The sequence below is a fragment of the Mesorhizobium sp. B1-1-7 genome, from assembly GCF_006442705.1.
Lineage (GTDB): Bacteria > Pseudomonadota > Alphaproteobacteria > Rhizobiales > Rhizobiaceae > Mesorhizobium > Mesorhizobium opportunistum.
Window position 1 is genome coordinate 44,960 of record NZ_VFWQ01000006.1, and the last position, 25,239, is coordinate 70,198.

27 protein-coding genes are annotated in these 25,239 nt (G+C 64.2%); 13 read left to right on the plus strand and 14 right to left on the minus strand.

Annotated elements, in window-relative coordinates; genetic code table 11:
* Positions 1 to 1,194 (minus strand): ADP-forming succinate--CoA ligase subunit beta, encoded by a 1,194-nt coding sequence (gene sucC, locus FJ978_RS11360; RefSeq protein ID WP_140572194.1) that lies wholly within the window; start codon positions 1,192 to 1,194, stop codon positions 1 to 3.
* A 30-nt stretch (positions 1,195 to 1,224) separates the two neighbouring features.
* Entirely contained in the window at positions 1,225 to 2,193 is a 969-nt protein-coding gene (gene mdh, locus FJ978_RS11365) for a malate dehydrogenase (RefSeq protein WP_013892250.1), read from the minus strand.
* A 235-nt stretch (positions 2,194 to 2,428) separates the two neighbouring features.
* Between mdh and FJ978_RS11370 the strand changes: the two genes are divergently transcribed.
* On the plus strand, positions 2,429 to 2,857 hold the full coding sequence (locus tag FJ978_RS11370; RefSeq protein WP_140572195.1) for a GNAT family N-acetyltransferase: 429 nt from the start codon (positions 2,429 to 2,431) through the stop codon (positions 2,855 to 2,857).
* A gap of 25 nt (positions 2,858 to 2,882) precedes the next feature.
* Here FJ978_RS11370 and zapE read toward each other — a convergent pair whose 3' ends face one another.
* The 3 genes from zapE to FJ978_RS11385 form a co-directional block, all read right to left on the minus strand.
* On the minus strand, positions 2,883 to 4,061 hold the full coding sequence (gene zapE, locus FJ978_RS11375; protein WP_140572196.1) for a cell division protein ZapE: 1,179 nt from the start codon (positions 4,059 to 4,061) through the stop codon (positions 2,883 to 2,885).
* Positions 4,062 to 4,156: 95 nt separating this feature from the next.
* Positions 4,157 to 4,696, minus strand: a complete 540-nt coding sequence (locus tag FJ978_RS11380) for a protease inhibitor Inh/omp19 family protein (RefSeq protein WP_013892247.1) — start codon at positions 4,694 to 4,696, stop codon at positions 4,157 to 4,159.
* 138 nt (positions 4,697 to 4,834) lie between these two features.
* Entirely contained in the window at positions 4,835 to 5,278 is a 444-nt protein-coding gene (locus tag FJ978_RS11385) for a hypothetical protein (RefSeq protein WP_140572197.1), read from the minus strand.
* Between the two features lie 121 nt (positions 5,279 to 5,399).
* On the opposite strand from FJ978_RS11385, the gene FJ978_RS11390 reads away from it, so the two are divergent.
* The 9 genes from FJ978_RS11390 (at position 5,400) to FJ978_RS11430 (ending at position 13,458) form a co-directional block, all read left to right on the plus strand.
* Positions 5,400 to 6,440, plus strand: coding sequence for an MBL fold metallo-hydrolase (locus FJ978_RS11390; protein ID WP_181176803.1), 1,041 nt, complete (start codon positions 5,400 to 5,402; stop codon positions 6,438 to 6,440).
* Between the two features lie 96 nt (positions 6,441 to 6,536).
* Positions 6,537 to 7,103, plus strand: coding sequence for a hypothetical protein (locus FJ978_RS11395; RefSeq protein WP_140572198.1), 567 nt, complete (start codon positions 6,537 to 6,539; stop codon positions 7,101 to 7,103).
* Positions 7,104 to 7,202: 99 nt separating this feature from the next.
* Positions 7,203 to 7,364 carry a DUF1328 family protein gene (locus FJ978_RS11400; protein WP_013892243.1) on the plus strand — a complete coding sequence of 54 codons (162 nt, stop codon included), beginning with the start codon at positions 7,203 to 7,205 and terminating at the stop codon, positions 7,362 to 7,364.
* Positions 7,365 to 7,437: 73 nt separating this feature from the next.
* Positions 7,438 to 8,322 (plus strand): diaminopimelate epimerase, encoded by an 885-nt coding sequence (dapF, locus tag FJ978_RS11405; RefSeq protein ID WP_140572199.1) that lies wholly within the window; start codon positions 7,438 to 7,440, stop codon positions 8,320 to 8,322.
* Positions 8,322 to 9,662: a tRNA (N(6)-L-threonylcarbamoyladenosine(37)-C(2))-methylthiotransferase MtaB gene (mtaB, locus tag FJ978_RS11410; RefSeq protein ID WP_181176804.1), complete on the plus strand. Its 1,341-nt coding sequence runs from the start codon at positions 8,322 to 8,324 to the stop codon at positions 9,660 to 9,662. The genes dapF and mtaB overlap by 1 nt, the downstream gene beginning before the upstream one ends.
* Positions 9,663 to 9,674: 12 nt before the next feature.
* Positions 9,675 to 11,468, plus strand: coding sequence for a signal recognition particle-docking protein FtsY (ftsY, locus tag FJ978_RS11415; protein ID WP_140572200.1), 1,794 nt, complete (start codon positions 9,675 to 9,677; stop codon positions 11,466 to 11,468).
* Between the two features lie 51 nt (positions 11,469 to 11,519).
* Positions 11,520 to 12,194 carry a septation protein A gene (locus FJ978_RS11420; RefSeq protein ID WP_140572201.1) on the plus strand — a complete coding sequence of 225 codons (675 nt, stop codon included), beginning with the start codon at positions 11,520 to 11,522 and terminating at the stop codon, positions 12,192 to 12,194.
* Between the two features lie 71 nt (positions 12,195 to 12,265).
* Complete coding sequence (locus tag FJ978_RS11425) at positions 12,266 to 12,886, plus strand: pyridoxamine 5'-phosphate oxidase family protein (RefSeq protein WP_140572202.1); 621 nt, start codon at positions 12,266 to 12,268, stop codon at positions 12,884 to 12,886.
* Positions 12,887 to 12,927: 41 nt separating this feature from the next.
* Entirely contained in the window at positions 12,928 to 13,458 is a 531-nt protein-coding gene (locus FJ978_RS11430; protein WP_140572422.1) for an NADPH-dependent FMN reductase, read from the plus strand.
* 75 nt (positions 13,459 to 13,533) lie between these two features.
* Here the strand turns inward: FJ978_RS11430 and FJ978_RS11435 are convergent, their stop codons facing one another.
* The 3 genes from FJ978_RS11435 to FJ978_RS11445 all read right to left on the minus strand — a co-directional run bounded on the left by FJ978_RS11435 (position 13,534) and on the right by FJ978_RS11445 (position 16,077).
* Positions 13,534 to 14,475, minus strand: a complete 942-nt coding sequence (locus FJ978_RS11435; protein WP_031257431.1) for an IS110 family transposase — start codon at positions 14,473 to 14,475, stop codon at positions 13,534 to 13,536.
* A 294-nt stretch (positions 14,476 to 14,769) separates the two neighbouring features.
* Positions 14,770 to 14,976, minus strand: coding sequence for a 4-oxalocrotonate tautomerase family protein (locus tag FJ978_RS11440; protein WP_013892236.1), 207 nt, complete (start codon positions 14,974 to 14,976; stop codon positions 14,770 to 14,772).
* A 180-nt stretch (positions 14,977 to 15,156) separates the two neighbouring features.
* Entirely contained in the window at positions 15,157 to 16,077 is a 921-nt protein-coding gene (locus FJ978_RS11445; protein WP_013892235.1) for an SMP-30/gluconolactonase/LRE family protein, read from the minus strand.
* A gap of 294 nt (positions 16,078 to 16,371) precedes the next feature.
* Between FJ978_RS11445 and FJ978_RS11450 the strand changes: the two genes are divergently transcribed.
* Positions 16,372 to 16,539, plus strand: coding sequence for a hypothetical protein (locus FJ978_RS11450; protein WP_013892234.1), 168 nt, complete (start codon positions 16,372 to 16,374; stop codon positions 16,537 to 16,539).
* A 163-nt stretch (positions 16,540 to 16,702) separates the two neighbouring features.
* On the opposite strand, the gene FJ978_RS11455 is transcribed toward FJ978_RS11450, so the two are convergent.
* The 4 genes from FJ978_RS11455 to ccmA all read right to left on the minus strand — a co-directional run bounded on the left by FJ978_RS11455 (position 16,703) and on the right by ccmA (position 19,052).
* Positions 16,703 to 17,281 carry a DsbE family thiol:disulfide interchange protein gene (locus FJ978_RS11455; RefSeq protein ID WP_140572203.1) on the minus strand — a complete coding sequence of 193 codons (579 nt, stop codon included), beginning with the start codon at positions 17,279 to 17,281 and terminating at the stop codon, positions 16,703 to 16,705.
* Positions 17,278 to 17,451, minus strand: a complete 174-nt coding sequence (ccmD, locus tag FJ978_RS11460; RefSeq protein WP_013892232.1) for a heme exporter protein CcmD — start codon at positions 17,449 to 17,451, stop codon at positions 17,278 to 17,280. The genes FJ978_RS11455 and ccmD overlap by 4 nt, the downstream gene beginning before the upstream one ends.
* Before the next feature lie 136 nt (positions 17,452 to 17,587).
* Positions 17,588 to 18,253, minus strand: a complete 666-nt coding sequence (ccmB, locus tag FJ978_RS11465) for a heme exporter protein CcmB (protein ID WP_041163999.1) — start codon at positions 18,251 to 18,253, stop codon at positions 17,588 to 17,590.
* Between the two features lie 193 nt (positions 18,254 to 18,446).
* The gene (gene ccmA, locus FJ978_RS11470) at positions 18,447 to 19,052 is read right to left on the minus strand and encodes a heme ABC exporter ATP-binding protein CcmA (RefSeq protein WP_140572204.1); all 606 of its coding nucleotides are present in this window, start codon (positions 19,050 to 19,052) and stop codon (positions 18,447 to 18,449) included.
* 285 nt (positions 19,053 to 19,337) lie between these two features.
* Here ccmA and acnA point away from each other — a divergent pair, with 285 nt between their 5' ends.
* Complete coding sequence (gene acnA / locus FJ978_RS11475) at positions 19,338 to 22,028, plus strand: aconitate hydratase AcnA (RefSeq protein WP_140572205.1); 2,691 nt, start codon at positions 19,338 to 19,340, stop codon at positions 22,026 to 22,028.
* Positions 22,029 to 22,076: 48 nt separating this feature from the next.
* On the opposite strand, the gene FJ978_RS11480 is transcribed toward acnA, so the two are convergent.
* On the minus strand, positions 22,077 to 22,748 hold the full coding sequence (locus tag FJ978_RS11480; protein WP_140572206.1) for a ceramidase domain-containing protein: 672 nt from the start codon (positions 22,746 to 22,748) through the stop codon (positions 22,077 to 22,079).
* A gap of 178 nt (positions 22,749 to 22,926) precedes the next feature.
* Between FJ978_RS11480 and FJ978_RS11485 the strand changes: the two genes are divergently transcribed.
* Positions 22,927 to 23,709, plus strand: a complete 783-nt coding sequence (locus FJ978_RS11485; RefSeq protein WP_013892227.1) for a thioredoxin family protein — start codon at positions 22,927 to 22,929, stop codon at positions 23,707 to 23,709.
* A gap of 89 nt (positions 23,710 to 23,798) precedes the next feature.
* On the opposite strand, the gene FJ978_RS11490 is transcribed toward FJ978_RS11485, so the two are convergent.
* Positions 23,799 to 25,184, minus strand: a complete 1,386-nt coding sequence (locus FJ978_RS11490; RefSeq protein WP_140572207.1) for an FAD-binding oxidoreductase — start codon at positions 25,182 to 25,184, stop codon at positions 23,799 to 23,801.
* Between the last annotated feature and the right edge of the window lie 55 nt (positions 25,185 to 25,239).

Genomic DNA, 25,239 nt, shown 5'->3' on the forward strand with positions numbered 1-25,239 from the left:
TCAGCCCGTCACCGCCGCCACGATCTTCTTGGCCGCGTCGTCGAGATCATCGGCCGAGACGACATTCAGGCCACTGTCGTTGATGATCTTCTTACCGAGCTCGGCATTGGTGCCTTCCAGGCGCACCACCAGCGGCACCTTTAGCCCAACTTCCTTGACCGCGGCAATCACGCCCTCGGCGATGATGTCGCACTTCATGATGCCGCCGAAGATGTTGATCAGGATGCCCTTGACCGCCGGATCCTTGGTGATGATCTTGAACGCCGCCGTCACCTTCTCCTTCGACGCGCCGCCGCCGACATCGAGGAAGTTGGCGGGCTCGGCGCCATAGAGCTTGATGATGTCCATCGTTGCCATGGCAAGGCCTGCGCCGTTGACCATGCAGCCGATATTGCCGTCGAGCGCGACGTAGGCGAGGTCGTATTTCGACGCCTCGATCTCCTTCTCGTCCTCTTCGGTGGTGTCGCGCAATTCGAGCACGTCGGGGTGGCGGAACAGCGCGTTGTTGTCGAACGACACCTTTGCGTCGAGCACGCGCAGCCGGCCGTTCTTCATGACGATCAGCGGGTTGACCTCGAGCAGGCTCATATCCTTCTCGACGAACGCCTTGTAGAGGATCGGGAACAGCGTGTTGCCATCGTTGGCAGCGTCGCCGTCAAGCTTGAGCGCGCCGTTGAGCGCCTTCAGATCGGCCGCGGTCACACCCTTTTCCGGATCGATGGCGACGGTGATGATCTTTTCGGGCGTATCATGCGCGACCGCCTCGATGTCCATGCCGCCCTCGGTCGAGACGACGAAGGCGACGCGGCCGACCGACCGGTCGACCAGAACAGACAGATAGAGTTCGCGCTCGATGTCGGCGCCGTCCTCGATGTAGAGGCGGTTGACCTGCTTGCCGGCAGGCCCGGTCTGCTTGGTGACCAGCGTGTGGCCAAGCATCTCGTTGGCGTTGGCGACGACATCGGCGACCGACTTCGCCAAACGCACACCGCCCTTGGCATCGGGGCCAAGTTCCTTGAACTTGCCCTTGCCGCGGCCGCCGGCGTGAATCTGGCTCTTCACCACATAGAGCGGGCCGGGAAGCGCTTGTGCCGCGGCTTCCGCCTCATCGGCCTTGAACACCGGCACCCCTTCGGCCACCGGCGCGCCAAAGCTCTTCAGCAGCGCCTTGCCCTGATATTCATGGATGTTCATATGGATGGTCTCCAGATCGGCTGCTGGGGTTCACTTAGAGGCGAGTTGCGGCGCGATCTTGACGCAGGCCTCGGTCAGGCCCTGCACCGTCGCCACCGAAGCGTCGAACATCTTCTGCTCGGCCTTGTTGAGGTCGATCTCGATGATGCGCTCGACACCGCCGGCGCCGATGACCACAGGAACGCCGACATAGGTGCCCTTGACGCCATACTGGCCGGAAAGGTGCGCCGCGCACGGCAGCACGCGCTTCTTGTCCTTGAGATAGGCTTCGGCCATCGAGATCGCCGAGGCGGCCGGGGCGTAGTAGGCCGAGCCGGTCTTGAGCAGGCCGACGATCTCGGCGCCGCCGTCGCGGGTGCGCTGCACGATCTGGTCGAGCTTCTCCTTCGAGGTCCAGCCCATCTTGATGAGATCGGGCAGCGGAATGCCCGATACCGTCGAATAACGGATCATCGGCACCATGGAATCGCCGTGGCCGCCGAGCACGAAGGCGGTCACGTCCTCGACCGAGACCTTGAATTCCTCGGCCAGGAAGTAGCGGAAGCGCGAACTGTCGAGCACGCCGGCCATGCCGACGACATGGGTCTTGGGCAGGCCGGAAAACTTCTGCAGCGCCCACACCATGGCATCGAGCGGATTGGTGATGCAGATGACGAAAGCCTTCGGCGCGTATTTCTTCAGGCCGGCGCCGACCTGTTCCATGACCTTGAGGTTGATGCCCAGCAGGTCGTCGCGGCTCATGCCCGGCTTGCGCGGCACGCCGGCGGTGACGATGCAGACGTCGGCGCCCTCGATGCCGGCGTAGTCGTTGACGCCGGTCAGCCGGGAATCGAAACCATCGACCGGCGACGACTGCGCGATATCGAGCCCCTTGCCTTGCGGGATGCCCTCGGCGATATCGAACAGCACCACGTCGCCGAGGTCCTTGAGGCCGATCATGTGGGCGAGCGTGCCGCCGATCATGCCCGAGCCGATAAGCGCTATCTTGTTGCGTGCCATGTGAGGATGTTTTCCCTTTGTCTGTGACGGCGCCCCAGTCTTTGACGACTTGATGACGGTGCCGAGGAAGGAGGCCGGAATGTTGCGGGAAACCGCGAGATTTCGCCGCACCCAATAGCCCCGGTGCGAGGTAAATTCAAACGATTATTTTAGGGCGAGCATTTTCAATCGGTTAGATGGTTTGGGATTTACGTAAACGTCAAAGTTTGTAAGCCGACTTGGAGGTATCTACACAATGAAGATGGAGATCGTAAGGCTTGAAGCTGGCGATGACGCCCTTGTGATGCGGGTCGCCGAGGATGTGTTCGACGAGCCGGTCAGGGCGGATCGGTTGGCAGCCTATCTCAGTCAACCCGGCCATTTCATGATCGTGACGATCGCCGACGGCGTGGTCGTCGGTCAGTGCGCCGCCGTCATCCACCGCCATCCCGACAAGGTGAGCGAACTCTACATCGACGAAGTCGGCGTGTCGCCTGCCTTCCAGCGCCAGGGTATCGCACGGGATATGCTCGACGCGATGTTCGTGATCGGCAGGGAGCATGGTTGCGAGGAGGCGTGGGTCGGCACCGAGCCGGACAATGGCCCAGCCCGCGCGCTCTACGAGACGCGCAAGGAGCCGCATGGCCCGGCGGAGGATTTCGTCATGTATGTGTATGAGCTTTGACGATTGGCCGACCTTCGCAAGGCCGCTATTCAGCCGCCTTCGCCTTCCGCCGCTCTGCCCAATCCTCCAGCCAGTCGCGGCTCTGCATCTCGATCAGGCGTGAGGCCGTGCGTTCGAATTCGAACACCTCTACGCCGCGCTTGGCCACATAAAGCTCTTGCGGCGGAGCGTCGGCGCTCACCACCAGCCGTGTGTGATGGTCGTAAAGCGTGTCGATCAGCAGGATGAAGCGCTTGGCCTCGTTGCGTTTGCCTTCGCCCAGCACCGGCACATGGTCGATGAAGACGGTCGAGAAGCGCCCGGCAATGGCCAGGAAATCGCGAGCGCCGAGCGGCTTTTCGCAGAGATCGGCGAAGGAAAAACGCGCCGCGTCGCCGGCGGCGGCCGGCACGATCACTTGCCGGCCCTTCAGCGTCAGCGACGTCGCGGCCGTCGGCGCGCCGCGCGTCATCGTTTGCCACGCCGCGTCGAGCATATGGTCGGCGGCAGCGTCCGCCGGCGTGACATAGACCGGCGTGCGGGCGAGCTTTTCGAGCCGGTAGTCCTTGTCACTGTCGAGCGACAGCACCTGCGCGTGCCGTTCCAGTATGGCGATGAAAGGCAGGAACAGCTGGCGGTTCAGCCCGTCGCTATAAAGGTTCTCCGGCGCCACGTTCGAAGTGGCGACCAGCACCACGCCGCTGGCGAACAATGCCGAGAACAGCCGCGACAGGATCATCGCGTCGGCGATGTCGGTGACCGAGAACTCGTCGAAGCACAACACCCAGGCCTGCTCGGCCAGCGCCTTGGCCACCGGCGGGATCGGGTCGTCTTCCCTGACCTCGCCATTCTTGCGCGCCTGCCGGTGCTTCTGGATGCGGTCCTGCACGTCGGCCATGAAGTCGTTGAAATGGACCCGGCGCTTGCGCCGCACCGGCAGCAGCTCGAAGAACATGTCCATCAGCATGGTCTTGCCGCGACCGACGCCGCCATGGATGTAGAGGCCCTTGACGACGTCCCGCGTCTCGCGCTTGCGGGCAAACAGCCAGCCCAGCGCGCTCGACTTGTGCGCCAGCCGTTTTGCCGAGATCTCCGATGTCAGCCGGTCGAGTGCCGCGGCGATGCGTTCCTGCGCTGGATCGCGTTCGATCCCGCCGGTCTCCACCAGATGGTCGTAGCGCTGCCTGACGGTCGCATGGGTCTGGAGGCCGTCACGCAGATGCATCGGTCACGTCGTTTGTACAGAGCAAGAATCCTCAGGGACTAGGTGTATTGAGATTCAGGTCAGGCCGGCATCACCTGAATATCGGCATACATAGCCTACCTTGTAAGCGAAATCGCCTGGCCGCTGGAAGTCTGGCCGTCGAATTTCGAGCCGCCCGAGGAATAGAGCCGCGCCAGCGAACCGCCATTCTCGTCATAGAGCGTCAGCTGCTTGCCGGCGACGTTCCAGGACTTGATGCCGTCGATCGGCGCCGGGCAATGCAGCGGTCCGGCGCGGAAGCCGGCGCCGAACTTGGTCTGCGGCGTCGCCACCTTGCAGCTCTGGCCGGCAACGCTGACGTTCCATACACCGGCGACGCTGGCCGCGCTGAGGTCCGCGGCCCCTGCCGGCGCTGTGCCATCCGGCGGCAAGGACGCGACCTGCGTGTTCGCCGGCGCTGTCGGGAATTGCGCTGGGTCGGTGGTGCCGGGCGCGGCCGGCGGAGGCAGCTGGTTGGAGGTCACCTGGCCGGCCGGGGCCGGCTGCAGCGGCGCCGGCTGCTGGTCGTCCATCGACGAGAAGCGTGAGGTCGAGCAGCCGCCCGCAAAAAGCGCTGCCAACGATACGGCCACCAGACCGCTTTTCGAAAAATTCATTACAACCTCCGTCGGATCCGGCTGGGGGGATGCCGTCCGCGCAATCTCACCTCCACCAAGATGGAGAAGGTGGCGAAATTTCAACCCGATATGGTTAAAATAGGGTTTGCAGCAAGATTTGTTGCAAATTTATCGCATTTACGGCGCTAGACGCGCGCTCGGCACGAACACATATCCGTCCGGCCCGACGATATGGCATTCGCGCAAGCCATGCGGCTTGTCGATCGTGCCGGCCAGCACGATGTGGCCATGTTCCAGTGCCGCCGCCTCGACCGCATCAGGATCCGCGCCATAGAGACGCAGTTCGATGCCGGCGCCGCGCGTCTCGATGCCGGCGACGACCCCGGTCATCGGATTGTCGAGATAGGAGTGGTCGGCGTGCAGCATGAACACCGATCCCAGAAGCTCGATCGCCGCGAAATCTTCGTCGGCATAGATCATATGGGCGCCGAGCACGTCCCGGCAGAAGGCCTCCATCGCCGCCATGTCGCTTACCAGCAGGTTGACGCCGATGCCGCGCGCCAGCGAGCGGCCGAAATCCTCGGCCTTCATCCATGGCGTCTTCGTCCGCTTCATGGCCATGGCGTTGTCCTCGCTCCCAATCCTTGGCGATCCCACTCGAACCGGGGCGATCCTAGTCGGACCGGCTGCCTCACCCTTGGCATTCGCTCGCCAAATGCTTGCGCCAGCCAAGGCAGCGCTTATGTCTAGAAATCCAACCCTGCCGGAGCGCAAGAATTTGGCCGCGAGACCGAAAGTCGCCAACCGCTATTACAGCGGCCCGCCCAGCGACCATTTCGACGGCAGCCTGTTCTTCAATCCCGGCGGCCAGCCGCCCGGCCGCTTCGCCGATCTGCTGAAATGGCAGTTCAGCGGCCAACGCGCCAAATGGCCGGCCACCGATCCGAGCCCCCTGCCGCAGGCGAGGCCGGCGGGGCGAGTAAACGGCTCCGGTCTGACCGTGACCATGGTCGGCCATTCGACCTTGCTGGTCCAGACGGCCGGCCTGAACATCCTCACCGATCCGGTCTGGTCGCCGCGCGCATCGCCGTTTTCCTTTGCCGGCCCAAAGCGTATCAATCCGCCGGGGATCGCCTTTGCCGACCTGCCGCCGATCGACCTCGTGCTGGTCAGCCACAACCATTACGACCATCTCGACCTCGCCACGCTCAGGCAGTTGAAAGCCAGCCATGACCCGCTGCTGATCACTCCGCTCGGCAATGACATGCTGATTGGCCAGGCGGTTCCCGGCATGCGGCTGGCGGCGCATGACTGGGGCGACAGGATCGAGCTCGGCAATGGCGCCTTCATTCATGTCGAGCCGGCGCATCATTGGTCGGCGCGCGGCGCCCGCGACCGGCGCATGGCGCTGTGGGCTGGCTTCGTTGTGGAGACACCGGGCGGCAAGACCTACTTCGCCGGCGACACCGGCTTCCACGATGGCATCAACTACCGGCTGATGGCTGGGAAGCATGGTGGCTTCCGCTTCGCCATCCTGCCGATCGGCGCCTACGAGCCGCGCTGGTTCATGGCACCCCAGCACCAGAACCCGGAGGAAGCGGTGCAAGGCATGAAACTGTGCAATGCGGCTTTCGCCGCCGGCTGCCACTGGGGCACCTTCCAGCTCACCGATGAGCCGATCGACGAGCCGGTCCGGAGGCTGGCCGGGGCGCTTGCGGCCGAGCAGCTGCCGCCGGAGCGCTTTCGCGCCTTGCGGCCCGGCGAAGTCTGGAACGTGCCCTGAGGTCAGGCCTTGGCATCTGCCAGGATTGGCGTTTACCTCACGCCGGTTTTCGCCCACCATGATGTCGTGATGTTTCGAGGAACGGAGTCGCGTCTCATGAAAACAATCCTGGCAGCCCTCATGGCCGCCGCAATCTCCACCTCGACGGCCTTTGCCGGTGAGATCGGCGACCGTGCCGCCGAAGCCGAAAAGCTGCTCCAGTCCGGTGATTCCGCCGGCGCGCTGGAAAAGTTCCGCGGTGCCGAGGACGCGCTGTGGGACGCGATGCCGCTCGCTGTGCTCAACGTCAAGCACGTCGACACCGCGGCGGGTTTCGGCATCTACACCGAGCGCGCGAACCACATCTACAAACCCGGCGAGAAGATCGTGCTCTACATGGAGCCGGTCGGCTACGGCTACGGCTCCGACGGGCTCGGCAACAAGCAGATCTCGCTTTCGGTCGACCTGACCGTGGTTTCAGCCTCCGGCGAGGAACTCGGCAAGATGGAGAAGATCAGCCGCGTCCAGGTCGCCTCGCGCTCGCGCAACCGCGAACTGTTCTTCAAGCTGGACCTGTCCCTCGATGGCTTGCCGCCCGGCAAATACCGCTGCGACTTCCTCATGCATGACGAGAATTCGAGCAAGACGGGGCCGTTCAGCACCGACATCGAGATCGCCGGCTAGATTTTGCCGCTGACATTACCTCGCGAGCGACGGAACCCAAGCGCGACAGCGGCGTTTCCATGCAGTTACAAAAAATCTGTCGGCTCGCGAGGCATTTCCATGCTCAGATGGATCATCATTCTCCTGATCATCGCCGCCGCCGCCAGCCTGCTCGGCATGCCGGCGTTGGCCGGGGCCGCAGCCACTGGCGCGCGCATCCTTATCGGTATCGTGCTCATCATCTTCCTGCTGATCTTGTTTGGGGTCTTCGCGGTGACGTAAAGCGGCTGCGCACTGGTAATTCCCGCCCGTTTCCGCCATATAGCGCCAAACGGACACGGAACTTTTCGGAGCGATGGCAAGCACGACCCCTTTCGCCAAGATGAACGGCATCGGCAACGAGATCATCGTCGCCGACATGCGCGGCCGCGCCGATCGGGTGACGGCGGCCGCGGCGATCGCGCTCAACGCGGATGCCGCGACCGGCTTCGACCAGATCATGGCGATCCACGACGCGAGGACGCCAGGCACCGCCTTTTTCATCGACATATTGAATTCCGACGGCACCGGTGCGCAGGCCTGCGGCAACGGCATGCGCTGCGTCGTCCAGGCGCTCGCCGCCGAGACCGGCCAGAAGAGCTTCACTTTCGAGACCGTCGCCGGCATCCTCAACGCCAGTGAACATGCCGACGGCTCGATCTCGGTCGACATGGGCGTGCCGCGTTTCGGCTGGCAGGACATTCCGCTGGCCGAGGAATTCCGCGACACCCGCATGATCGAATTGCAGATCGGCCCGATCGACGCGCCGGTGCTGCATTCCCCCTCCGCCGTCTCGATGGGCAACCCGCACGCCATCTTCTGGGTCGACCGCGACGTCTGGTCATACGAGCTCGACCGTTTCGGCCCGCTGCTCGAGAACCACCCGATCTTCCCCGAACGCGCTAACATCACCATCGCGCAGGTCACGTCGCCCGAGAGCATGATCATTCGCACCTGGGAACGCGGCGCCGGCCTGACCAAGGCCTGCGGCTCCGCCTCCTGCGCCGCCGTGGTGGCAGCGGCCCGCACCAGGCGGACCGGGCGCAGCGTCAGCCTGCTGACCCCCGGCGGCGGCACGCTGCATGTCGAATGGCGCGACGATGACCACGTCATCCTGACGGGTGCCGCCGAATGGGAATTTTCCGGCAGCTTCGATCCCTCGACCGGCGCCTGGGCCCGCGACACCGAAAGCGCGGCCTGATGTCGGTTGCTCTGTCCAAGAGCCCGAACGTCGATGGCTCCCTTTCCGAGGCCCCTAGCCGCATCGACGTGGTGACCTTCGGCTGCCGGCTGAACACCTATGAATCCGAGGTGATGCGGCGCGAGGCCGAAACGGCGGGTCTCGGCGCGCTGGCCGGCGGTGCCGTGATCTTCAACACCTGCGCCGTCACCGGCGAGGCCGTGCGCCAGGCCAGGCAGGCGATCCGCAAGGCGCGTCGCGACAACCCGCAGGCGCGCATCATCGTCACCGGCTGCGCCGCGCAAACCGAGCCTGAAAAATTCGCCGCCATGGACGAGGTCGATCTCGTGCTTGGCAATGAGGAGAAGTTGCGGGCGCATTCCTATCGCGCGCTGCCGGATTTCGGCGTCAATGACACCGAGAAGGCCCGCGTCAACGACATCTTCTCGGTGCGCGAAACCGCCGGCCATATGGTCGACGCCATCGAGGGCCGGGCGCGTGCCTTCGTCCAGGTGCAGAACGGCTGCGACCATCGCTGCACCTTCTGCATCATCCCTTACGGCCGCGGCAATTCGCGCTCGGTGCCGATGGGCGCCGTGGTCGAGCAGGTCAAGCGTCTCGCCGGCAATGGTTATGCCGAGATCGTGCTGACCGGCGTCGACATGACGTCTTTCGGTGCCGACCTGCCGGGCGCGCCCAAGCTCGGCAAGCTTGTGAAGACGATCCTCCGGCAGGTGCCGGACGTGAAGCGCCTGCGGCTGTCGTCGATCGATTCGATCGAGGCCGATGACGAACTGCTCGACGCCATCGCCATCGAGCCCAGGCTAATGCCGCATCTGCACCTCTCGCTGCAGTCGGGCGACGACATGATCCTGAAGCGCATGAAGCGCCGCCATCTGCGCGACCAGTCGATCCGCTTCTGCGAGGATGTGCGCAAGCTGCGCCCTGCAATCGTCTTCGGCGCCGACATCATCGCCGGCTTCCCGACCGAGACCGACGACATGTTCGAGAACTCGATCAATATCGTCGCGGAGTGCGGCCTGACCCATCTCCACGTCTTTCCGTTCAGCCCGCGCGAAGGCACGCCCGCGGCACGCATGCCGCAGCTGCGCCGCGAGGTGGTCAAGCAGCGCGCCGCCCGGCTGCGCGCGGCCGGCGAAGCCGCCTATCGCCGTCACCTGTCGTCACTTCCCGGCACGCGCCAGTCGATCCTGATCGAGCGTGACGGGCTTGGCCGCACCGAAGGCTTCACGCTTGCAGCGCTCGGCACCGGCACGCCGGGCGAGATCGTCGAAGCGACAATTACTGGCCACGATGGCGCCCGGCTGATCGCGGCCCCGCTTGCCGCTTGCGCCGCCTGAGAAACGCAAAGCATGGCTGGTTTTTTCAAGAAGATATTTTCGTTCGGCAAGAAAGAAATTGTCGAGGAGCGGATCGACGAAACCGCGCCCCTCCCGCCGATCAAATGGGATGCGCTGGACGCGCTGAAGCCGGCGGCCGAGCCTGCGCCCCACCCTCCCCTCGAGGGGGAGGTAAAGCCCGCGCCTCAGCCGGCACCCGAAGAACCAGCACCCGAGCCGGCGCCCACCATCCCGCCTGCGCCCGAGCCGACGGTTCCATCCGAGCCGGAACCGCTGCCCGGACCGGAGCCGGACGAGGAGCCGGCACCCGCGCCAGAGACCCCGGAGCCACCGGCGCCAGAGGAAATTCCGGTACCCCCGGCGGCTCCGGAGCCCGTTCCCGAGCCTCAGCCGCAAGAAGTTCCTGCTCCCGCGCCGGCCGAGCCGGAAATTGTTCCGTCGCGCCCGGAGGGACCGCCGGAACAAGCGCCCGTCGAAGTGCCGGTCCCGCCTGCCGAGGTCCCAGCCGAACAGCCCGCACCTGTCGAGGTGCCGCCGGCCGCGCCTTCCGCACAGCCGACTTCAAAGGCCAGCGCCGCCCCTCATCCGCCTGCCGGCACCTTCTCCTCGTATAGGGACGGGGAGAAGGAAGAAGCACCAGCGCCCCACCCTCCCCTCGATGGGGAGGGTCGACGCGAAGCGGCGGGGTGGGGTGATAGCGCCGACGCCGACGCCAGTCACCCCCACCCCCAAGCTTCGCTTGGGACTTCCCCCATCGAGGGGGAGGTAAAACCAGCGCCTGTTCCGCCACCGCCGGCGCCGGAGCCCAAACCCGCTCCTGGCAAGGTGACCGTCACCAAGAAGGTCGAGCAGAAGGCCGAATCGGCGAAGGCGCCGGAGCCGGCACCGAGGCGCTCCTGGTTCCAGCGCATGCGCGACGGGCTCGCCCGCTCCTCGCGCGAACTCACCGGCAACATCGCCGGCGTCTTCACCAAGCGCAAGCTGGACGAGGACACGCTGCAGGACCTCGAAGACGTACTGATCCGCGCCGATCTCGGCATGGAGACGGCCTTGCGCGTCACCGATGCTCTAGCCTCCAGCCGCTACGGCAAGGACGTCTCCGACACCGAAGTGCGCGCCATCATGGCGGCCGAGGTGGAGAAGGTGCTGACCCACGTCGCCATGCCGTTGGAGCTCGACCTCTCGCACAAGCCGCATGTCGTCCTGGTGGTCGGCGTCAATGGCACCGGCAAGACCACGACCATCGGCAAGCTCGCGGCAAAACTGACCGATGGCGGCCTGTCGGTTATGCTCGCCGCCGGCGACACTTTCCGCGCTGCCGCGATCGAACAGCTCAAGATCTGGGGCGAGCGCACGAACTCGCCGGTCATCGCCTCCAAGCTCGGTGCCGATGCCGCCGGCCTCGCCTACGATGCTTTCGAACGAGCGAAGGAAGCCGGCTCCGACGTGCTGATCATCGACACCGCCGGCCGCCTGCAGAACAAGACCGAGCTGATGGCGGAACTGGAAAAGATCGTCCGCGTGCTCGGCAAGCTCGACCCGGAAGCGCCGCACACCGTGCTGCAGACTGTCGACGCCACCACCGGCCAGAACGCGCTCAACCAGGTCGAGATCTTCCGCAATGTCGCCGGCGTCAACGGCCTGGTGATGACCAAGCTGGACGGCACGGCGCGCGGCGGTATTCTGGTGGCGATCGCGGCAAAGCACAAATTGCCGGTCTATTTCATCGGCGTCGGCGAACAGGTCGACGACCTCGAACCTTTCTCGGCAAGCGAATTCGCCAGGGCGATCGCTGGAGTTGCGTAGCGGCATGATCCCGAAGAATTTTGAACGGGATCGTGCGTAAGAAGGAAGATCATGAACCCACCCATTCTCGAACGCGACCCGTCCGACCCGCAGAAAGAGAAGAAGGAAGGCGTCAATCCGCTGCTCAAGCTGGTGCTGGAGCTGGGTCCCTTGCTGGTCTTCTTCTTCGCCAATGCGCGCGGCCCATGGCTGGTGGAGAAATTCCCGGTGCTGGCCGACTTCGGCGGCCCGATCTTCGTCGCCACCGGCCTCTTCATGGCCGCCACGGCCATCGCGCTGATGGTGTCCTGGCTGCTTATTCGCAGCTTGCCGATCATGCCGTTGGTGTCCGGCGTCGTCGTCTTCATCTTCGGCGCGCTGACGCTCTATCTGCAGGACGACATCTTCATCAAGATGAAGCCGACCATCGTCAACACGCTGTTCGGCGGCGTGCTGCTCGGCGGCCTGTTCTTCGGCCGGTCGCTGCTCGGCTATGTCTTCGAATCCGCCTTCAAGCTCGATGCCGAAGGCTGGCGCAAGCTCACTTTCCGCTGGGGCCTGTTCTTCCTGTTCCTGGCCATCGTCAACGAGGTGGTGTGGCGCAATTTTTCCACCGACGCCTGGGTTACCTTCAAGGTCTGGGGCATCATGCCGATCACGCTTCTGTTCACCTTCAGCCAAATGCCGCTGATCCTGCGCCATTCGCTGGACGACAAGGCCGGCGGGGAAGAAAAGACCGGCAAGTAGAGCAATTCCAGGAAAAGCGCGTAACGCCTTCCCTAGTGAATTGCCTCAAGAACCAAATGGGAGAGAGGGCCATGGAATTCGTCACCACGCGCGAGGAACTGCGGACCATCTACAAGACGCCGCGGCCGACCGATGGTTCGATTCGCAAGGAATTGAAGGCGCTCGACGGCCATTGCCGTTCCTTCATCGGCAAGAGCCCGTTCGTGCTGATCGGCTCCTCTGACGGCGAAGGCAATTCCGACGTAACGCCGAAGGGTGACAAACCGGGCTTCGCCATCGTTCTCGACGACAGGACCATCGCCATTCCCGACCGGCCCGGCAACAACCGGCTGGACACGCTGGAGAACATCCTGCGCAATCCCTCGGTCGGGCTGCTCTTCCTCATCCCCGGCATGAACGAGACGCTGCGCGTCAATGGCGATGCCCGCATCACCGTCGACGCGGGTTTGCGCGAGCGCCTTGCCGTCGACGGCAAGGAGCCGCAAAGCGTCATCGTCGTCACCGTCAAGGCCACCTACATGCATTGCGCAAAGGCCTTCATGCGCTCCGACCTGTGGAAGCCGGAGACCTGGTACGACCGCGCGACGCTGCCGACGCTCGGCCAGATCCTGCGCGACCAGCTGGCACTGGCCGATTCGGCCGAGGCGACCGACCGCTGGCTGGACGACGAATACAAGCAGACCATGTGGTAGGCTTTTCCGGACACGATTCGTCCGAACTGGCCTCACCGACTGTGCTGAACATCCTCGCCATTTCCGGCAGCCTGCGGGCGGCCTCCACCAATTCGGCCTTGGTCGAAGCACTGGCGCGCAATGCGCCTTCAAGCTGCCGCGTCACCGTCTATGACGGGCTTGGCCGCTTGCCGATCTTCAACCCCGACGACGAGGGCGAGCGCACGCCGCGCGCAGCCTCCGCCCTGATCGACGCCGTCACCCGTGCCGACGGCGTCATCATCTCTTGTCCCGAATATGCCCATGGCGTGCCGGGCGGGCTGAAGAACGCGCTCGACTGGCTGGTGTCGCGCGACGCGGCCGTCGCCAAGCCAGCCATGCTGATGCACGCCTCGCCGCGCTCGTTGTGTGCCCGCGCCGCCCTGGCCGAGATCATGCGCACCATGTCGTTCGCGCTTTCTGACGGTGGGCTCGAGATTGCGCTGCTGGGGAAGAAGCCGCCCGAGGTGGAGGCTATTTTGGCTGAGCCGGCGAATGTGACAGCGATGCGCGACGCGCTTTCGGCTTTCGCGGGCTTTATCCGCGCACGTTGAATGGCGCCCGCTCTTCCTTCTCCCCTTGCGGGAGAAGGTGGCCTCACGAAGTGAGGTCGGATGAGCAACCGTGCCTCAGACCGAAGCCGGATCCCAAGGTTTGTCGTCCCGGATCATGGCATTGAGGGTTGTGATCAGCTTGCGCATGACAGCAACGATGGCGACCTTTGCCACCTTGCCCTTGGCCCGCAGGCGCTGGCGGAAAGCGGCGAAGACGGGATTATGCACTCCGGCGCTGAGCGCTGCCATGTAGAGGACGTTGCGGACCGGCTCTCGACCACCCCAGATACATCGCTTGCCTTTGAGCTTGCCGCTATCGTGGTCGAAGGGAGCGAGCCCGACCAGGGCGGCGATCCGCCGGTTGGACAAGCGACCGAGTTCAGGCAGCAGTGCGATCAGTGTGGCACTCAAGACCGGGCCGACGCTGGGCGTGGAACGCAGCAAGCTGTTGCGGTGAGCCATGGCGGGATCAGCCGCAATGGCCTGGGCGATGCTTTTGTCGAGCAGCAGGATGTCGGCACGGAGCCGGCTCGCTCGCCGCTTGGCCAGGCGCTTGAGAGCGGCATCGCGCACGTGTTCGAGTTGGTTGTTGACACGGCTGAGTTCGGCATGGAGTTGGCGCCGCACGGTGACCAGTTCGATCACCAACTCCAGACTTGGATCAAACTCCACCGGACGCACCGGCAGCGTTGCCAGGAAGCGTGCGATCACACGTGCATCGAGGCGATCGTTCTTGGCGTTGACGCCGGCCGCCCGTGCGAACTGGCGCAGTCTGTGGGGATTGATGCGACGCACCGGCAGGCCTTTTTGCCACAGTGCCTTGAGCACAGCCCGTTCATAGCCACCGCTCGCCTCAAGGCCAATGGCATCAAGCTCGCAGCCCGACAGCCGCTCGACCAATGCCGCATGACCGGCTTCGTCATTGTCGACCGCGAACAACTCCCCTGTTTCCAAAATGGCCACGTCCAGCCGATCCTTGGCCACATCGATGCCGACATGCAGTGCAATTTGTGTCATCTTCTGATCCCTTCCTTGCCGGTGCGGGGTCGAACCCTAGCAACCGTTCGGGCTGTGGAAGATGCGGTCGGAGCTCCTTGCTCATCCACGGGCTTATGCCAAGGGCTGTACGGGCTTCCGCCGCAACGGGTGATCCGGTCATGACCCGGGTCACCCGTCAGCCCGATCATGCATGATTCGAGAGACACAAGGGGTGTTCCAGCTTGGCGCCGACGGCATTCCGTCACCCACCCCTCAACCGTCTCGGCGCTGGCGCGCCGATCCACCTTCTCCCACAAGGGGAGAAGGGAAGACCTACCCCTTCCGCAACGTCTCCACATCGGTCTTGCCGACATACCAGTCGCGGGCGTTGACCTCTTCGAAGACCACCCAGACATCGTCATTGCCGAGCCCGGTGGCGTCCATGATCGCGGCCGTGACTTTCTTGGCGATGTCAGCCTTCTTGCCTGCCGGATCGGCGGCGATCACTTCCTTGACGATGCGGATGTTGACGAATGGCATGACGTCCTCCCCTTCAAATGGCTAACGCCGTTGAGAGACCGTTTCGAAATTCGCTCTGGCGAGTCATATGATGGTGGTTTCGAGAACCGGAGCGGAGCGTACTTTTTGGGCACGTGAGCACCGGAAGCGCAGAAAACGCCTTCAGATGGCCGTCAGAGTAGAATTTCCAAACGGTCTCACTCAAAAAGTCTTGGCTCCGTTCACCATCAGCCGCACCATGTAGAGCGAGGTGGTGCCGGCGATGTAGAGACAGTTCAGCTTGTTGCCGCCGAACACGCAATTGGCGGTCACCTCCGGCACCTTGACCTTGCCGATCAGCGTACCGTCCGGATCGTAGCAATGGATGCCGTCGGCGGCGCTGGTCCAGATGCGCCCGTCCGCGTCGAGCCGGAAGCCGTCGAACAGGCCGGCCGTGCAATCGGCGAAGACCTTGCCGCCCGACACCTTCTTGCCGTGCTTGCCGACATTGAAGACCCGCATATGCGCCGGGTTCTCGGCGCCATGCGTGCGACCGGTGTCGACGACATAGAGCAAGCTCTCGTCCAGCGAAAAGGCGAGCCCGTTCGGTCTCACCATATCGGTGATGACGGCCTCGATCTCGCCGGTATCGGGATCGACTCGGTAGACGTGGCAAGCACCGATCTCGCTCTCGGCCTTGTCGCCCTCATAGTCGGTGTCGATGCCGTAGGTCGGATCGGTGAACCAGATCGAACCGTCGGACTTCACCACCGCGTCATTGGGCGAGTTCAGCCGCTTGCCCTTCCATTTGGCGGCAATCGTGGTGACCGAGCCGTCATGCTCGGTACGGCTGACGCGGCGGCCGGAGTGCTCGCATGTCACCAGCCGGCCCTGCCGGTCGACGGTGTTGCCGTTCGAATTGCCCGATGGCTGCCGAAAGACGCTGACGCTGCCGTCCGTCTCGTCGTAGCGCAGCATGCGGTTGTTCGGAATGTCGGACCAGACGACATAGCGGCCGGCGGCGAACCAGGCCGGCCCTTCCGCCCAGCGGCAGCCGGTGAACAGCTTTTCCACCTGCGCGTTGCCATTGAACAGGCGCGCGAAGCGCGGATCGAGAATTTCGTAATAGTCTGCGGCCGCCATGCATTTCCTCCCGGCATCACGTGACGCCGGATCAAGCCAGCCCGCGATCGATATGGCAAGACGGGACGCTTGCAATTTGTATGACAAAACGGAGAGGAAGCAGCCGGTCGACCTGGCTCGGCTGCCCGCCGTTCAACAGGGGCGCACTTTAGGACCCCATTAACCGGCTATGCGCTGCGCGCAATGGTGCATTGCAACATCTTCTTTTTGCAACGCACCAATACTATGTCATGTTCCGTACTGCCAAGGGAGGAAGAACCCGCCGCCAGAATGCGGCACAGAAGGACCCTTGCTATGATCTTCAATGATCTCATGACCCGCGCTCGCACCAGCATCGCCAAGCGCAAGCACTACAACCGCCTCGTCGCCGAAATCGACAGCTTTTCCAGCCGCGACCTCGCCGACATGCGCGCCGATCGCTCGGAAATGCTCTACCAGATCCACAAGCAGATCTACGGCTGAGCCACATTCATCATCCTCGGGCTTGACCCGAGGATCCATGCCGCGACTTCAAGCGAAGAATGCAGCGGCTCGGAATAGCGGTTCTATCCACGGTGAGAGTCCCCAATTCTGGCTCCGCCTTGCCTGCCATCAACATCACGGCATGGAAGGCGAAAGAGCACCGTCAGTTCGGCGCCGCCAATGCCTTGTCGATCTGTGGCAGCAACAAATCCCTTGCCGTCTCCGCCGTCAGCGGGCCGACATGCTTGTAGGCAATCTTGCCGTCCTTGCCGATGACGAAGGTTTCCGGCACGCCATAGACACCCCAGTCGATCGCCGCGCGGCCGGCTTCGTCGACACCGATGGCCTGGAACGGATTGCCGAGATCGCCGAGGAACCGTCGGGCGTTCTCCGGTCGGTCCTTGTAGTTCAGCGCCGCCATCACGAACCGCTTGTCCTGCGACAGCGCCAGAAGCACCGGGTGCTCTTCGCGGCATGGCGCGCACCAGGACGCAAAGACGTTGACCAGGGTGACCTTGCCGGCGAAGTTTTTGGAATCGAGCCCCGGCAGGTTCGATCCTTCCAGCGCCGGCAGGTTGGTCTGCGGCGCCGGCAGGCCGATCAGCGCCGACGGCACTTCCGAAATATCGCGCCCCGACAATAGCTGCGACAGGAACAGTCCTGCCAGGCCGAGGAAGACCAGCAGCGGCAAGAGCACGAACAGGCGCCGGCCGCGTGACGGTGTTTCGGTTTCGCTACTCACGGCTTTGCTGTCCCAGCCCTATCGGAACGGCGCTTCACGCCGGCCGCTTCGAGTTCGGCGAGTTCGCGCTTGCGCGCCCGCTGGTCGAGCAGGATCCAGCCGATCAGCCCGGCCAGGACCAACGCGGTGATGGCATAGGCCGCGGTGACATAGAGCGCATGCGCACTCATGCGGTCCGCTCCATTCCAGCGTCTCTTTCCAACCGTCGTTCGATCATGCTCTCCCTTAACCGCGCATCGGCGGCTTCGCAATCGGGCGCCGCGCCGCAGTCCTCAGGCCCATGGTCTTCAGTCTTGTACTGCCGCATCAATCCGTACCGTGGCGCAGGGCCAGCGCCGCCGACACCGGCCCCAGCACGGCAAGAAACAGTGTCAGCGCGGCAAGAATGAGGAAGGGTTGCAAAAACGGATCGGGATTGGCGGTGGCGCCATAGCTCGCCGAAACGCCGAAGATCAGCACCGGTATGGTCAGCGGCAGCACCAGCACCGAGATCAAGAGCCCACCGCGCGGCAGCGCCACCGCCACCGCCGCCCCGGCGGCACCGATGAAGGTGATCGCCGGCGTGCCGACCAGCAGCGTCAGCGCCGTGGCGCCTATCGCCAGCGGCTCCATATTCATGAACAGCCCGAGCAAGGGAGCCGCGACCACCAGCGGCAGCACGCTGCCAGCCCAATGCGCCAGGCATTTCACCAGCACCGTCAGCGCCAGCATGTGCCGGTCGTTGCCGAGCACCAGGAGATCGAGCGAGCCATCCTCGCGATCGGCCTGGAACAGCCGGTCGAGCCCAAGCAGGCAGGACAGCAGCGCCCCGATCCACAATATCGCCGGGCCGATGCGGGCCAGCAGCCTGAGGTCCGGCCCGACGCCGAACGGAATGGTGGCGATGACGGCGAGGAAGAAGATGACACCGGTCAAAGCGCCGCCGCCGGCACGGATGTTGAGGCGGATGTCGCGCAGGAAGAGGGCTAGCATGATGTGAGATGTCGGCGCCCAGGCGCCCCCCTCTGTCCTGCCGGACATCTCCCTCTCAAGGGGGGAGATTGGATGTCACCTCGGCTTTCGCCAATCTTCAACGTCGGAGGGCTGGCGAGACGCATGAACTGCCAATCTCCCCCCTGGAGGGGGAGATGGCCGGCAGGCCAGAGGGGGGCGCCTCGCACCGCCATCAACCCGTTTCCCCCATCCTCAACTCCACCCCATCGATCCCCAGCGGCAGATGCGTCGCCGCCACGATCATCCCACCCTCGGCGCAATGCCTAGCCATCAGCCCCGCAAACCGCGTCTCCGAAGCCTTGTCCAGTCCCGCCGTCGGCTCATCGAGCAGCCACAGCGGCCGCTGGCTGACCAGAAGCTTGGCGATCGCCGCGCGCCGCCTCTGCCCTGTCGAGAGATAGCCGAACGGCAGATGGCCGATGCCGCCGAGCCCGACGGTCTCCAGCGCCTCGTCGACGCCGACGTCTCCACCACCGTTGAAATCGCGCCAGAAGCGCAGGTTTTCCGCAACGCTCAGCGCCGGCTTCATCGCGTTCTGGTGGCCGAGGTAATGACAGGCCGAGGCAATGGACGGAAAAGCCTCGCCGCCGCCTTCGAGCAGCAACCTGCCTTCGGCCACAGGCAACAGCCCGGCGACGATCCTGAGCAAGGTCGATTTGCCCGATCCGTTCGGCCCGGTGACGACCAGCGCCTGGCCTCGGTTGAGCGCGAAACCGACGCCGGAAAACACCGTCTCGCCGCCGCGTTCGCCGCCCAGATTTTCGGCGATCAGCCGCATCCCTCGCCTGCCCTGAAATCAATGTTTCGCGAGCGCTGCCGCATCGCACAAATTTGCTCCGCAACTGTCTAGAACTATTCCAGAAAATTCTCTATATGCGGTGCATCCGTGCCAGCGGTCGGCGCGGGAACAGAATTTGCGCCGAACCAGCGCACGCGCCGCCTTGAACGGCTCGGGTTGCTTGGGAACGGACAGCGGAAATGGCCGTACCCGCACCTTTGCGCGTGATTGCATGCCATCGGCGTCCGTTCCCTTTCAGGCTGAACAGACAAGGACGGATCGCACGTGTCAAAATCCCTCGATAGCTTCAACTGCCGCCGCACCCTGACCGCGGGCGGCGCCGAGTATGTCTATTTCGACCTCGTCGAGGCCGAGAAGAACGGCCTCACCGGCATCGCCCAGCTGCCCTATTCGATGAAGGTGCTGCTCGAAAACCTGCTGCGCAACGAGGACGGCCGTTCCGTCACCAAGGACAGCATCCAGGCGGTCGCCGGCTGGCTGACCGACAAGGGCACGGCCGGCGTCGAGATTGCCTACCGCCCCGCCCGCGTGCTGATGCAGGATTTCACCGGCGTTCCCGCCGTGGTGGATCTGGCCGCCATGCGCGACGCCATGGCCTCGCTCGGCGGCGACCCGCAGAAGATCAACCCGCTGGTGCCCGTCGACCTCGTCATCGACCATTCCGTCATCGTCGACGAATTCGGCACGCCGCTGGCTTTCGCCAGGAATGTCGAGCTCGAATACGAGCGCAACGAGGAGCGCTACAAGTTCCTGAAATGGGGCCAGCAGGCGTTCCGCAACTTCCGCGTCGTGCCGCCCGGCACCGGCATCTGCCACCAGGTCAACCTCGAATATCTCGGCCAGGTCGTGTGGACCAACACCGAGGATGGCGAAACCACCGCTTACCCGGACACCTGCGTCGGCACGGATTCGCACACCACCATGATCAACGGCCTTGGCGTGCTCGGCTGGGGCGTCGGCGGCATCGAGGCCGAGGCCGCCATGCTCGGCCAGCCGGTCTCCATGCTGCTCCCTGAAGTCATCGGCTTCCGCCTCACAGGCAAGCTCAAGGAAGGCGTCACCGCCACCGACCTGGTGCTCACCGTCACCCAGATGCTGCGCAAGAAGGGCGTCGTCGGCAAGTTCGTCGAGTTCTTCGGCCCGGGCCTGTCCAACATGACGCTGGCCGACCGTGCCACCATCGGCAACATGGCGCCCGAATATGGCGCCACCTGCGGCTTCTTCCCGGTCGATTCGGAGACCATCCGCTACCTCACCATGTCCGGCCGCGAGGAAAGCCGCATCGCGCTGGTGGAAGCCTATTCCAAGGCGCAAGGCATGTGGCGCGAAGCCGGCTCCACCGACCCGGTCTTCACCGACCTGCTCGAACTGGAACTGAGCAGCGTCGTGCCGTCGATGGCCGGCCCCAAGCGCCCCGAAGGCCGCGTCGCGCTGGAAGGCATTCCAGCCGGCTTCGCCAAGGCGATGGAGACCGAATACAAGAAGGCCGCCGAAATCTCCAAGCGCTATGCCGTCGAAGGCACCGACCATGATCTCGGCCATGGCGACGTCGTCATCGCCGCCATCACGTCGTGCACCAACACCTCGAATCCGAGCGTGCTGATCGGCGCCGGTCTTTTGGCGCGCAACGCCAACCGTCTCGGCCTCAAGCAGAAGCCGTGGGTGAAGACCTCGCTGGCGCCCGGCAGCCAGGTGGTCGCCGAGTATCTGGAGAAATCCGGCCTGCAGAAGGAGCTCGACCAGATCGGCTTCAATCTTGTCGGCTTCGGCTGCACCACCTGCATCGGCAATTCCGGCCCGCTGCCGGCGCCGATCTCCAAGACCATCAACGATAAGGGCTTGATTGCAGCCGCGGTGCTCTCCGGCAACCGCAATTTCGAAGGCCGCGTCTCGCCCGACGTGCAGGCGAACTACCTGGCGTCACCGCCGCTGGTCGTCGCCCATGCGCTGGCCGGCACTGTCACCAGGGACCTGACCACCGAGCCGCTCGGCGAGGACAAGAATGGCAATCCGGTCTCCCTCAAGGACATCTGGCCGAGCTCGACCGAGATCCAGGAGTTCATCGAGAAGAACGTCACCCGCGAGCTGTTCGCCCGCAAATATGCCGACGTCTTCAAGGGCGACGAATACTGGCAGAACGTCAAGGCGCCGGAAGGCCAGACCTATGCCTGGGACGACAACTCGACCTATGTGCAGAACCCGCCCTATTTCGCCGGCATGACCGCCGGTTTCGGCAAGATCGGCGACATCAAGGGCGCCCGCGTGCTCGGCCTGTTCGGCGACAAGATCACCACCGACCACATCTCGCCGGCGGGCTCGATCAAGGCGGCGTCGCCTGCCGGCAAATACCTCACCGACCACGGCGTCGGCGTCGCCGACTTTAACCAGTACGGCACGCGCCGCGGCAATCATGAAGTGATGATGCGCGGCACCTTCGCCAACATCCGCATCCGCAACCACATGCTGGGCGAGAACGGCCGCGAGGGCGGCTACACCATCCACTACCCGTCGAAGGAAGAGGAAGCGATCTACGACGCGGCGATGGAATACAAGAAGGAAGGCGTGCCGCTGGTCATCTTCGCCGGCGTCGAATACGGCAACGGCTCCTCGCGTGACTGGGCGGCCAAGGGAACGAACCTGCTTGGCGTCCGCGCCGTCATCGCCCAGTCCTTCGAGCGCATCCACCGCTCGAACCTGGTCGGCATGGGCGTCATCCCCTTTGTCTTCGAGGAAGGCACCTCATGGGCTTCGCTCAACCTCAAGGGCGACGAGGTGGTCGAGATCGACGGCCTGAGCACCATCAAGCCGCGCCAGACGATGAACGCCAAGATCACCTATGGCGACGGCACGGTGAAGAACGTGCCGATCATCTGCCGCATCGATACGCTGGACGAGCTCGACTACTTCAAGAACGGCGGCATCCTGCAATACGTGCTGCGCGATCTAGCCGCGTAGCGGCAAGGCAGTAGGGCTTAGGCAGTAGGGAATAAGGACACCTACTGCCTACTGCCCTTGCTTCGGCGCCCCAAACCGCGCCGCCGCCGCCAGCAGCACGCCGAGCATCAGCCCGTTCAGGATGTGCCACAGGAAATGCGTGCCGAGCGGAAAGCTGCCGCAGACCATCGGGTCGATCATGCGGCAGATGACGGACACCACGAAGATCGCCGAACCAGCCAGATTGTACCAGCCTGCGCGGTTGCCGCTCACCGTCACCCAGACGCCGAAGAAGGCGAGCGCCAGGAACGGCGGCAGATAGCCCGTCGTGCCGTTCGATGCCTGCCGCAGCCAGTCCGGCACGGCGAAGGTGATCAGCCCGGCAACCGCGTAGAAGACGACGAAGACAGCGATCGCTTTGCCCCATTCCATGCCGAGGAAACGGCGCAGGTTGAACAGCGTATAGGCCAGGGTAAAGCCTGCGATCGGCAGGATATCGGCCCAGATCGTGCCCCTGGTGGCAAAGGTATGGAAGATCGTCGAGCCGATGCCGATCGCCACCACCCACCAGGCCAGCACTCGCGCGAAGGTGCCGGTTTTGTGCCGCCGCACTTCAAGCACACCCCATAATCCCGCCGCAATGAAGGCGAGGTTGGTCAAAGCATTCGTCGGCTCGGCCCAAAGTCCAGAACCGGTCCGCTCGCAATAGAGATCGACAGGGGTCAGGAGAGTTTGCCACATGGTGATGATCCCAGCCCGAATCGAACCGCGTAGTGAAATGCAGTGCCCACTCCTATTGCGACCTTACCTGCGGCTGCAATGGCAAAATTTCACCGCAACGTGACTTCCCGTTGACTTCGGCTTCTGCCACATATTTCAGCAAATCAGAACAAAGCCGGCATCACCGGCGGGAATTGGAATGGTCATGGCCTCGCGAAGATTCCTGTGGCTGGCAGCCTTTGCGCTGGCCTTCTCGGCGTTTGCCGGTGCTGGCCATGCCAGCGAATCCGAGAAAATGCATGCGGAACCCCAGGCCGACAGGCCGCTCGGCGTGGTCGAGCTGTTCACCAGCCAGGGCTGCAGTTCCTGCCCCCCGGCCGATGCCTTCTTCGCCGAACTCGCCACCAAGGACGACATTGTCGCGCTCGCCTATCACGTCGACTATTGGGACTATCTCGGCTGGAAAGACACGCTGAGCCGCAAGGAGAACACCGAGCGCCAATACGACTACATGCGCGCCTTCGGCAGCCGCTCCGTCTATACGCCGCAGGCGGTGCTCAATGGTCGCATCCATGTCAACGGCGCCAACCGCACCGAGGTCGACGGCGCGCTCGCCCGAATGGCCAGGTCCGGCGAAGGCATGCGCGTCGCCATCAAGGTCAGCCGGACCAGCGACCGCGTGATCATCGATGCCGGCGATGCCGGCACCGGCCCCAGCGATGCCCATGTCGTCATCGTCTATTTCGAGCCGCCGCAAACGATCAACATCGCCCAGGGCGAGAACTCCGGCCGCAAGATGACCTATTGGAACGCGGTCACCGGCATCCAGACCGCGGGCATGTGGCACGGCAAGGCGCAGCGCTATGAATTGCCGATAAGTGAGATCGTCAAGAAGGGCGGCTGCGCCGTGCTCTTGCAATCGGCCGGCAAGGACGGCATGCCCGGCCCCATTCTCGGCGCCGCCTTCATCCACAAGCCCTGATTTCGCGAGCAATTCCAGGAAAAGTGGAAGGCGGCTTCCCGGGAAAAGCGCGTGGCGCTTTCCCTTGGGAATTGCGTCAAAACAAGAGTCTAGTGCCCGGTCAGCCGGTCGGCGAAAGCCGCGAGGCGGGACGTCCGCCCGAGGCCGTTTGCCTCGCGCCGGTCGGCGATGCGATAGAGCTGGTACATGGAGTGGACGCCGAGCCAGCGCAGCGGTTCCGGCTCCCATTTCTTGACCGTCCGGTTGACCCAGGGCAGCCGGGTCAGTTCGGTGTCGTGGCCGAGCACGAGGTCGCGCAGGGTGCGGCCCGACAGGTTCGAGCTCGAAACGCCGAGCCCGACATAGCCGCCGGCCCAGCCGATGCCGGTCTCGCGATCGAAGCCGCAGGTGGTGCACCAGTCGCGCGGCACGCCGAGCGTGCCGCACCAGGCGTGGTCGAGGCGCACCCCCTTGGTCTGCGGCAACAGCTTGGTCAGGATCTCGTGCAACTGGTCGATGGTCGCCTGCTGGGTCTGGCCGCGCACGTCGGTGCGCGAGCCGAACCGGTAGGGCACGCCACGGCCGCCCATGGCGATCCGGCCTTCGCGCGTGCGCTGCGCGTAGCAATAGGTGTGCGCGGCATCGCCCAGCACCTCGTAGCCGCTCCAGCCGATCGTATCCCACAGCTTTTGCGGCAGCGGCTCGGTCACCACGATGGCGCTGTTCAGGGGCAGCCAGAGGCGCTTGAGGCCGGGAATACCGGCCGTGAACCCTTCGGTGGCACGCACGATCTTTTCGGCGCGCACGATGCCGCGATCGGTGGTCACCTTGCCTTTTTCGATCGCCAGAACCTGCGTCTGCTCGTAGATCGGGACGCCTGATCGCGCGACCGCCGCCGCCAGGCCTTGCACCAGCTTGGCTGGTTGCACGCGGGCGACGTTGCGGACGACGAAGCCGCCCAGCACCTTGTCGATGGCGATGCGCTCGCGCGCCTCCCCGGCGTCGAGGAAGGCCAGCCTCTCCGGTGGCATGTCCCAGTGCAGGAGCTCATCGTATTCCGCCCTGGCGCGCTGCAGCTGCGCGGTGTTGGTGGCCACGGTGATGTTGTCGACGCGGCGGATATCGGCATCGATACCCTCGGCCTGCGTCACCGAGATCACTTCGTCGACGGTGCCGAACATGGCGCGCTGCATGTCGATGACAGCGCCCCGCGACGAGGACGCCGCATATTTCTCGCGCGACCAGCTGAACCCGCCCGACAGCCAGCCGCCATTGCGGCCCGAGGCGCCGAAGCCTGCGAACTCCTTCTCGACGATGGCGATGCGCAGCGAGGGCTGCGCCTTCTTCAGGTAATAGGCCGTCCACAAGCCGGTGTAGCCGGCGCCGACGATGCAGATATCGGCCTCGATGTCGCCGGGCAGCGCAGGGCGATAGGCCGGGACGCCGCTTATATCGGCATACCAGAACGACACGTCGCCATTGTGCTTGGCTTGCATGGGGATGCTCTCGAATGGTTCAGGTGAGCGTGACAGGATTCGAGGCTGCGGTCGC

Excerpts from the sequence above, each read along its gene's own strand:
- ccmA (WP_140572204.1), bottom strand. The coding sequence starts at position 19,052 with ATGCGGCTGATCGCCGAAAATCTGGGCGGCGAACGCGGCGGCGAGACG.
- FJ978_RS11400 (WP_013892243.1), top strand. The coding sequence starts at position 7,203 with ATGCTCAGATGGATCATCATTCTCCTGATCATCGCCGCCGCCGCCAGC.
- FJ978_RS11440 (WP_013892236.1), bottom strand. The coding sequence starts at position 14,976 with ATGCCATTCGTCAACATCCGCATCGTCAAGGAAGTGATCGCCGCCGAT.
- FJ978_RS11450 (WP_013892234.1), top strand. The coding sequence starts at position 16,372 with ATGATCTTCAATGATCTCATGACCCGCGCTCGCACCAGCATCGCCAAG.
- sucC (WP_140572194.1), bottom strand. The coding sequence starts at position 1,194 with ATGAACATCCATGAATATCAGGGCAAGGCGCTGCTGAAGAGCTTTGGC.
- FJ978_RS11445 (WP_013892235.1), bottom strand. The coding sequence starts at position 16,077 with ATGGCGGCCGCAGACTATTACGAAATTCTCGATCCGCGCTTCGCGCGC.
- FJ978_RS11425 (WP_140572202.1), top strand. The coding sequence starts at position 12,266 with ATGGAATTCGTCACCACGCGCGAGGAACTGCGGACCATCTACAAGACG.
- FJ978_RS11420 (WP_140572201.1), top strand. The coding sequence starts at position 11,520 with ATGAACCCACCCATTCTCGAACGCGACCCGTCCGACCCGCAGAAAGAG.
- zapE (WP_140572196.1), bottom strand. The coding sequence starts at position 4,061 with ATGCATCTGCGTGACGGCCTCCAGACCCATGCGACCGTCAGGCAGCGC.
- FJ978_RS11480 (WP_140572206.1), bottom strand. The coding sequence starts at position 22,748 with ATGTGGCAAACTCTCCTGACCCCTGTCGATCTCTATTGCGAGCGGACC.
- FJ978_RS11485 (WP_013892227.1), top strand. The coding sequence starts at position 22,927 with ATGGTCATGGCCTCGCGAAGATTCCTGTGGCTGGCAGCCTTTGCGCTG.
- FJ978_RS11435 (WP_031257431.1), bottom strand. The coding sequence starts at position 14,475 with ATGACACAAATTGCACTGCATGTCGGCATCGATGTGGCCAAGGATCGG.
- ccmB (WP_041163999.1), bottom strand. The coding sequence starts at position 18,253 with ATGCTAGCCCTCTTCCTGCGCGACATCCGCCTCAACATCCGTGCCGGC.
- FJ978_RS11380 (WP_013892247.1), bottom strand. The coding sequence starts at position 4,696 with ATGAATTTTTCGAAAAGCGGTCTGGTGGCCGTATCGTTGGCAGCGCTT.
- ccmD (WP_013892232.1), bottom strand. The coding sequence starts at position 17,451 with ATGAGTGCGCATGCGCTCTATGTCACCGCGGCCTATGCCATCACCGCG.
- FJ978_RS11395 (WP_140572198.1), top strand. The coding sequence starts at position 6,537 with ATGAAAACAATCCTGGCAGCCCTCATGGCCGCCGCAATCTCCACCTCG.
- FJ978_RS11390 (WP_181176803.1), top strand. The coding sequence starts at position 5,400 with ATGTCTAGAAATCCAACCCTGCCGGAGCGCAAGAATTTGGCCGCGAGA.
- ftsY (WP_140572200.1), top strand. The coding sequence starts at position 9,675 with ATGGCTGGTTTTTTCAAGAAGATATTTTCGTTCGGCAAGAAAGAAATT.
- FJ978_RS11370 (WP_140572195.1), top strand. The coding sequence starts at position 2,429 with ATGAAGATGGAGATCGTAAGGCTTGAAGCTGGCGATGACGCCCTTGTG.
- mtaB (WP_181176804.1), top strand. The coding sequence starts at position 8,322 with ATGTCGGTTGCTCTGTCCAAGAGCCCGAACGTCGATGGCTCCCTTTCC.
- FJ978_RS11490 (WP_140572207.1), bottom strand. The coding sequence starts at position 25,184 with ATGCAAGCCAAGCACAATGGCGACGTGTCGTTCTGGTATGCCGATATA.
- FJ978_RS11385 (WP_140572197.1), bottom strand. The coding sequence starts at position 5,278 with ATGGCCATGAAGCGGACGAAGACGCCATGGATGAAGGCCGAGGATTTC.
- dapF (WP_140572199.1), top strand. The coding sequence starts at position 7,438 with ATGGCAAGCACGACCCCTTTCGCCAAGATGAACGGCATCGGCAACGAG.
- mdh (WP_013892250.1), bottom strand. The coding sequence starts at position 2,193 with ATGGCACGCAACAAGATAGCGCTTATCGGCTCGGGCATGATCGGCGGC.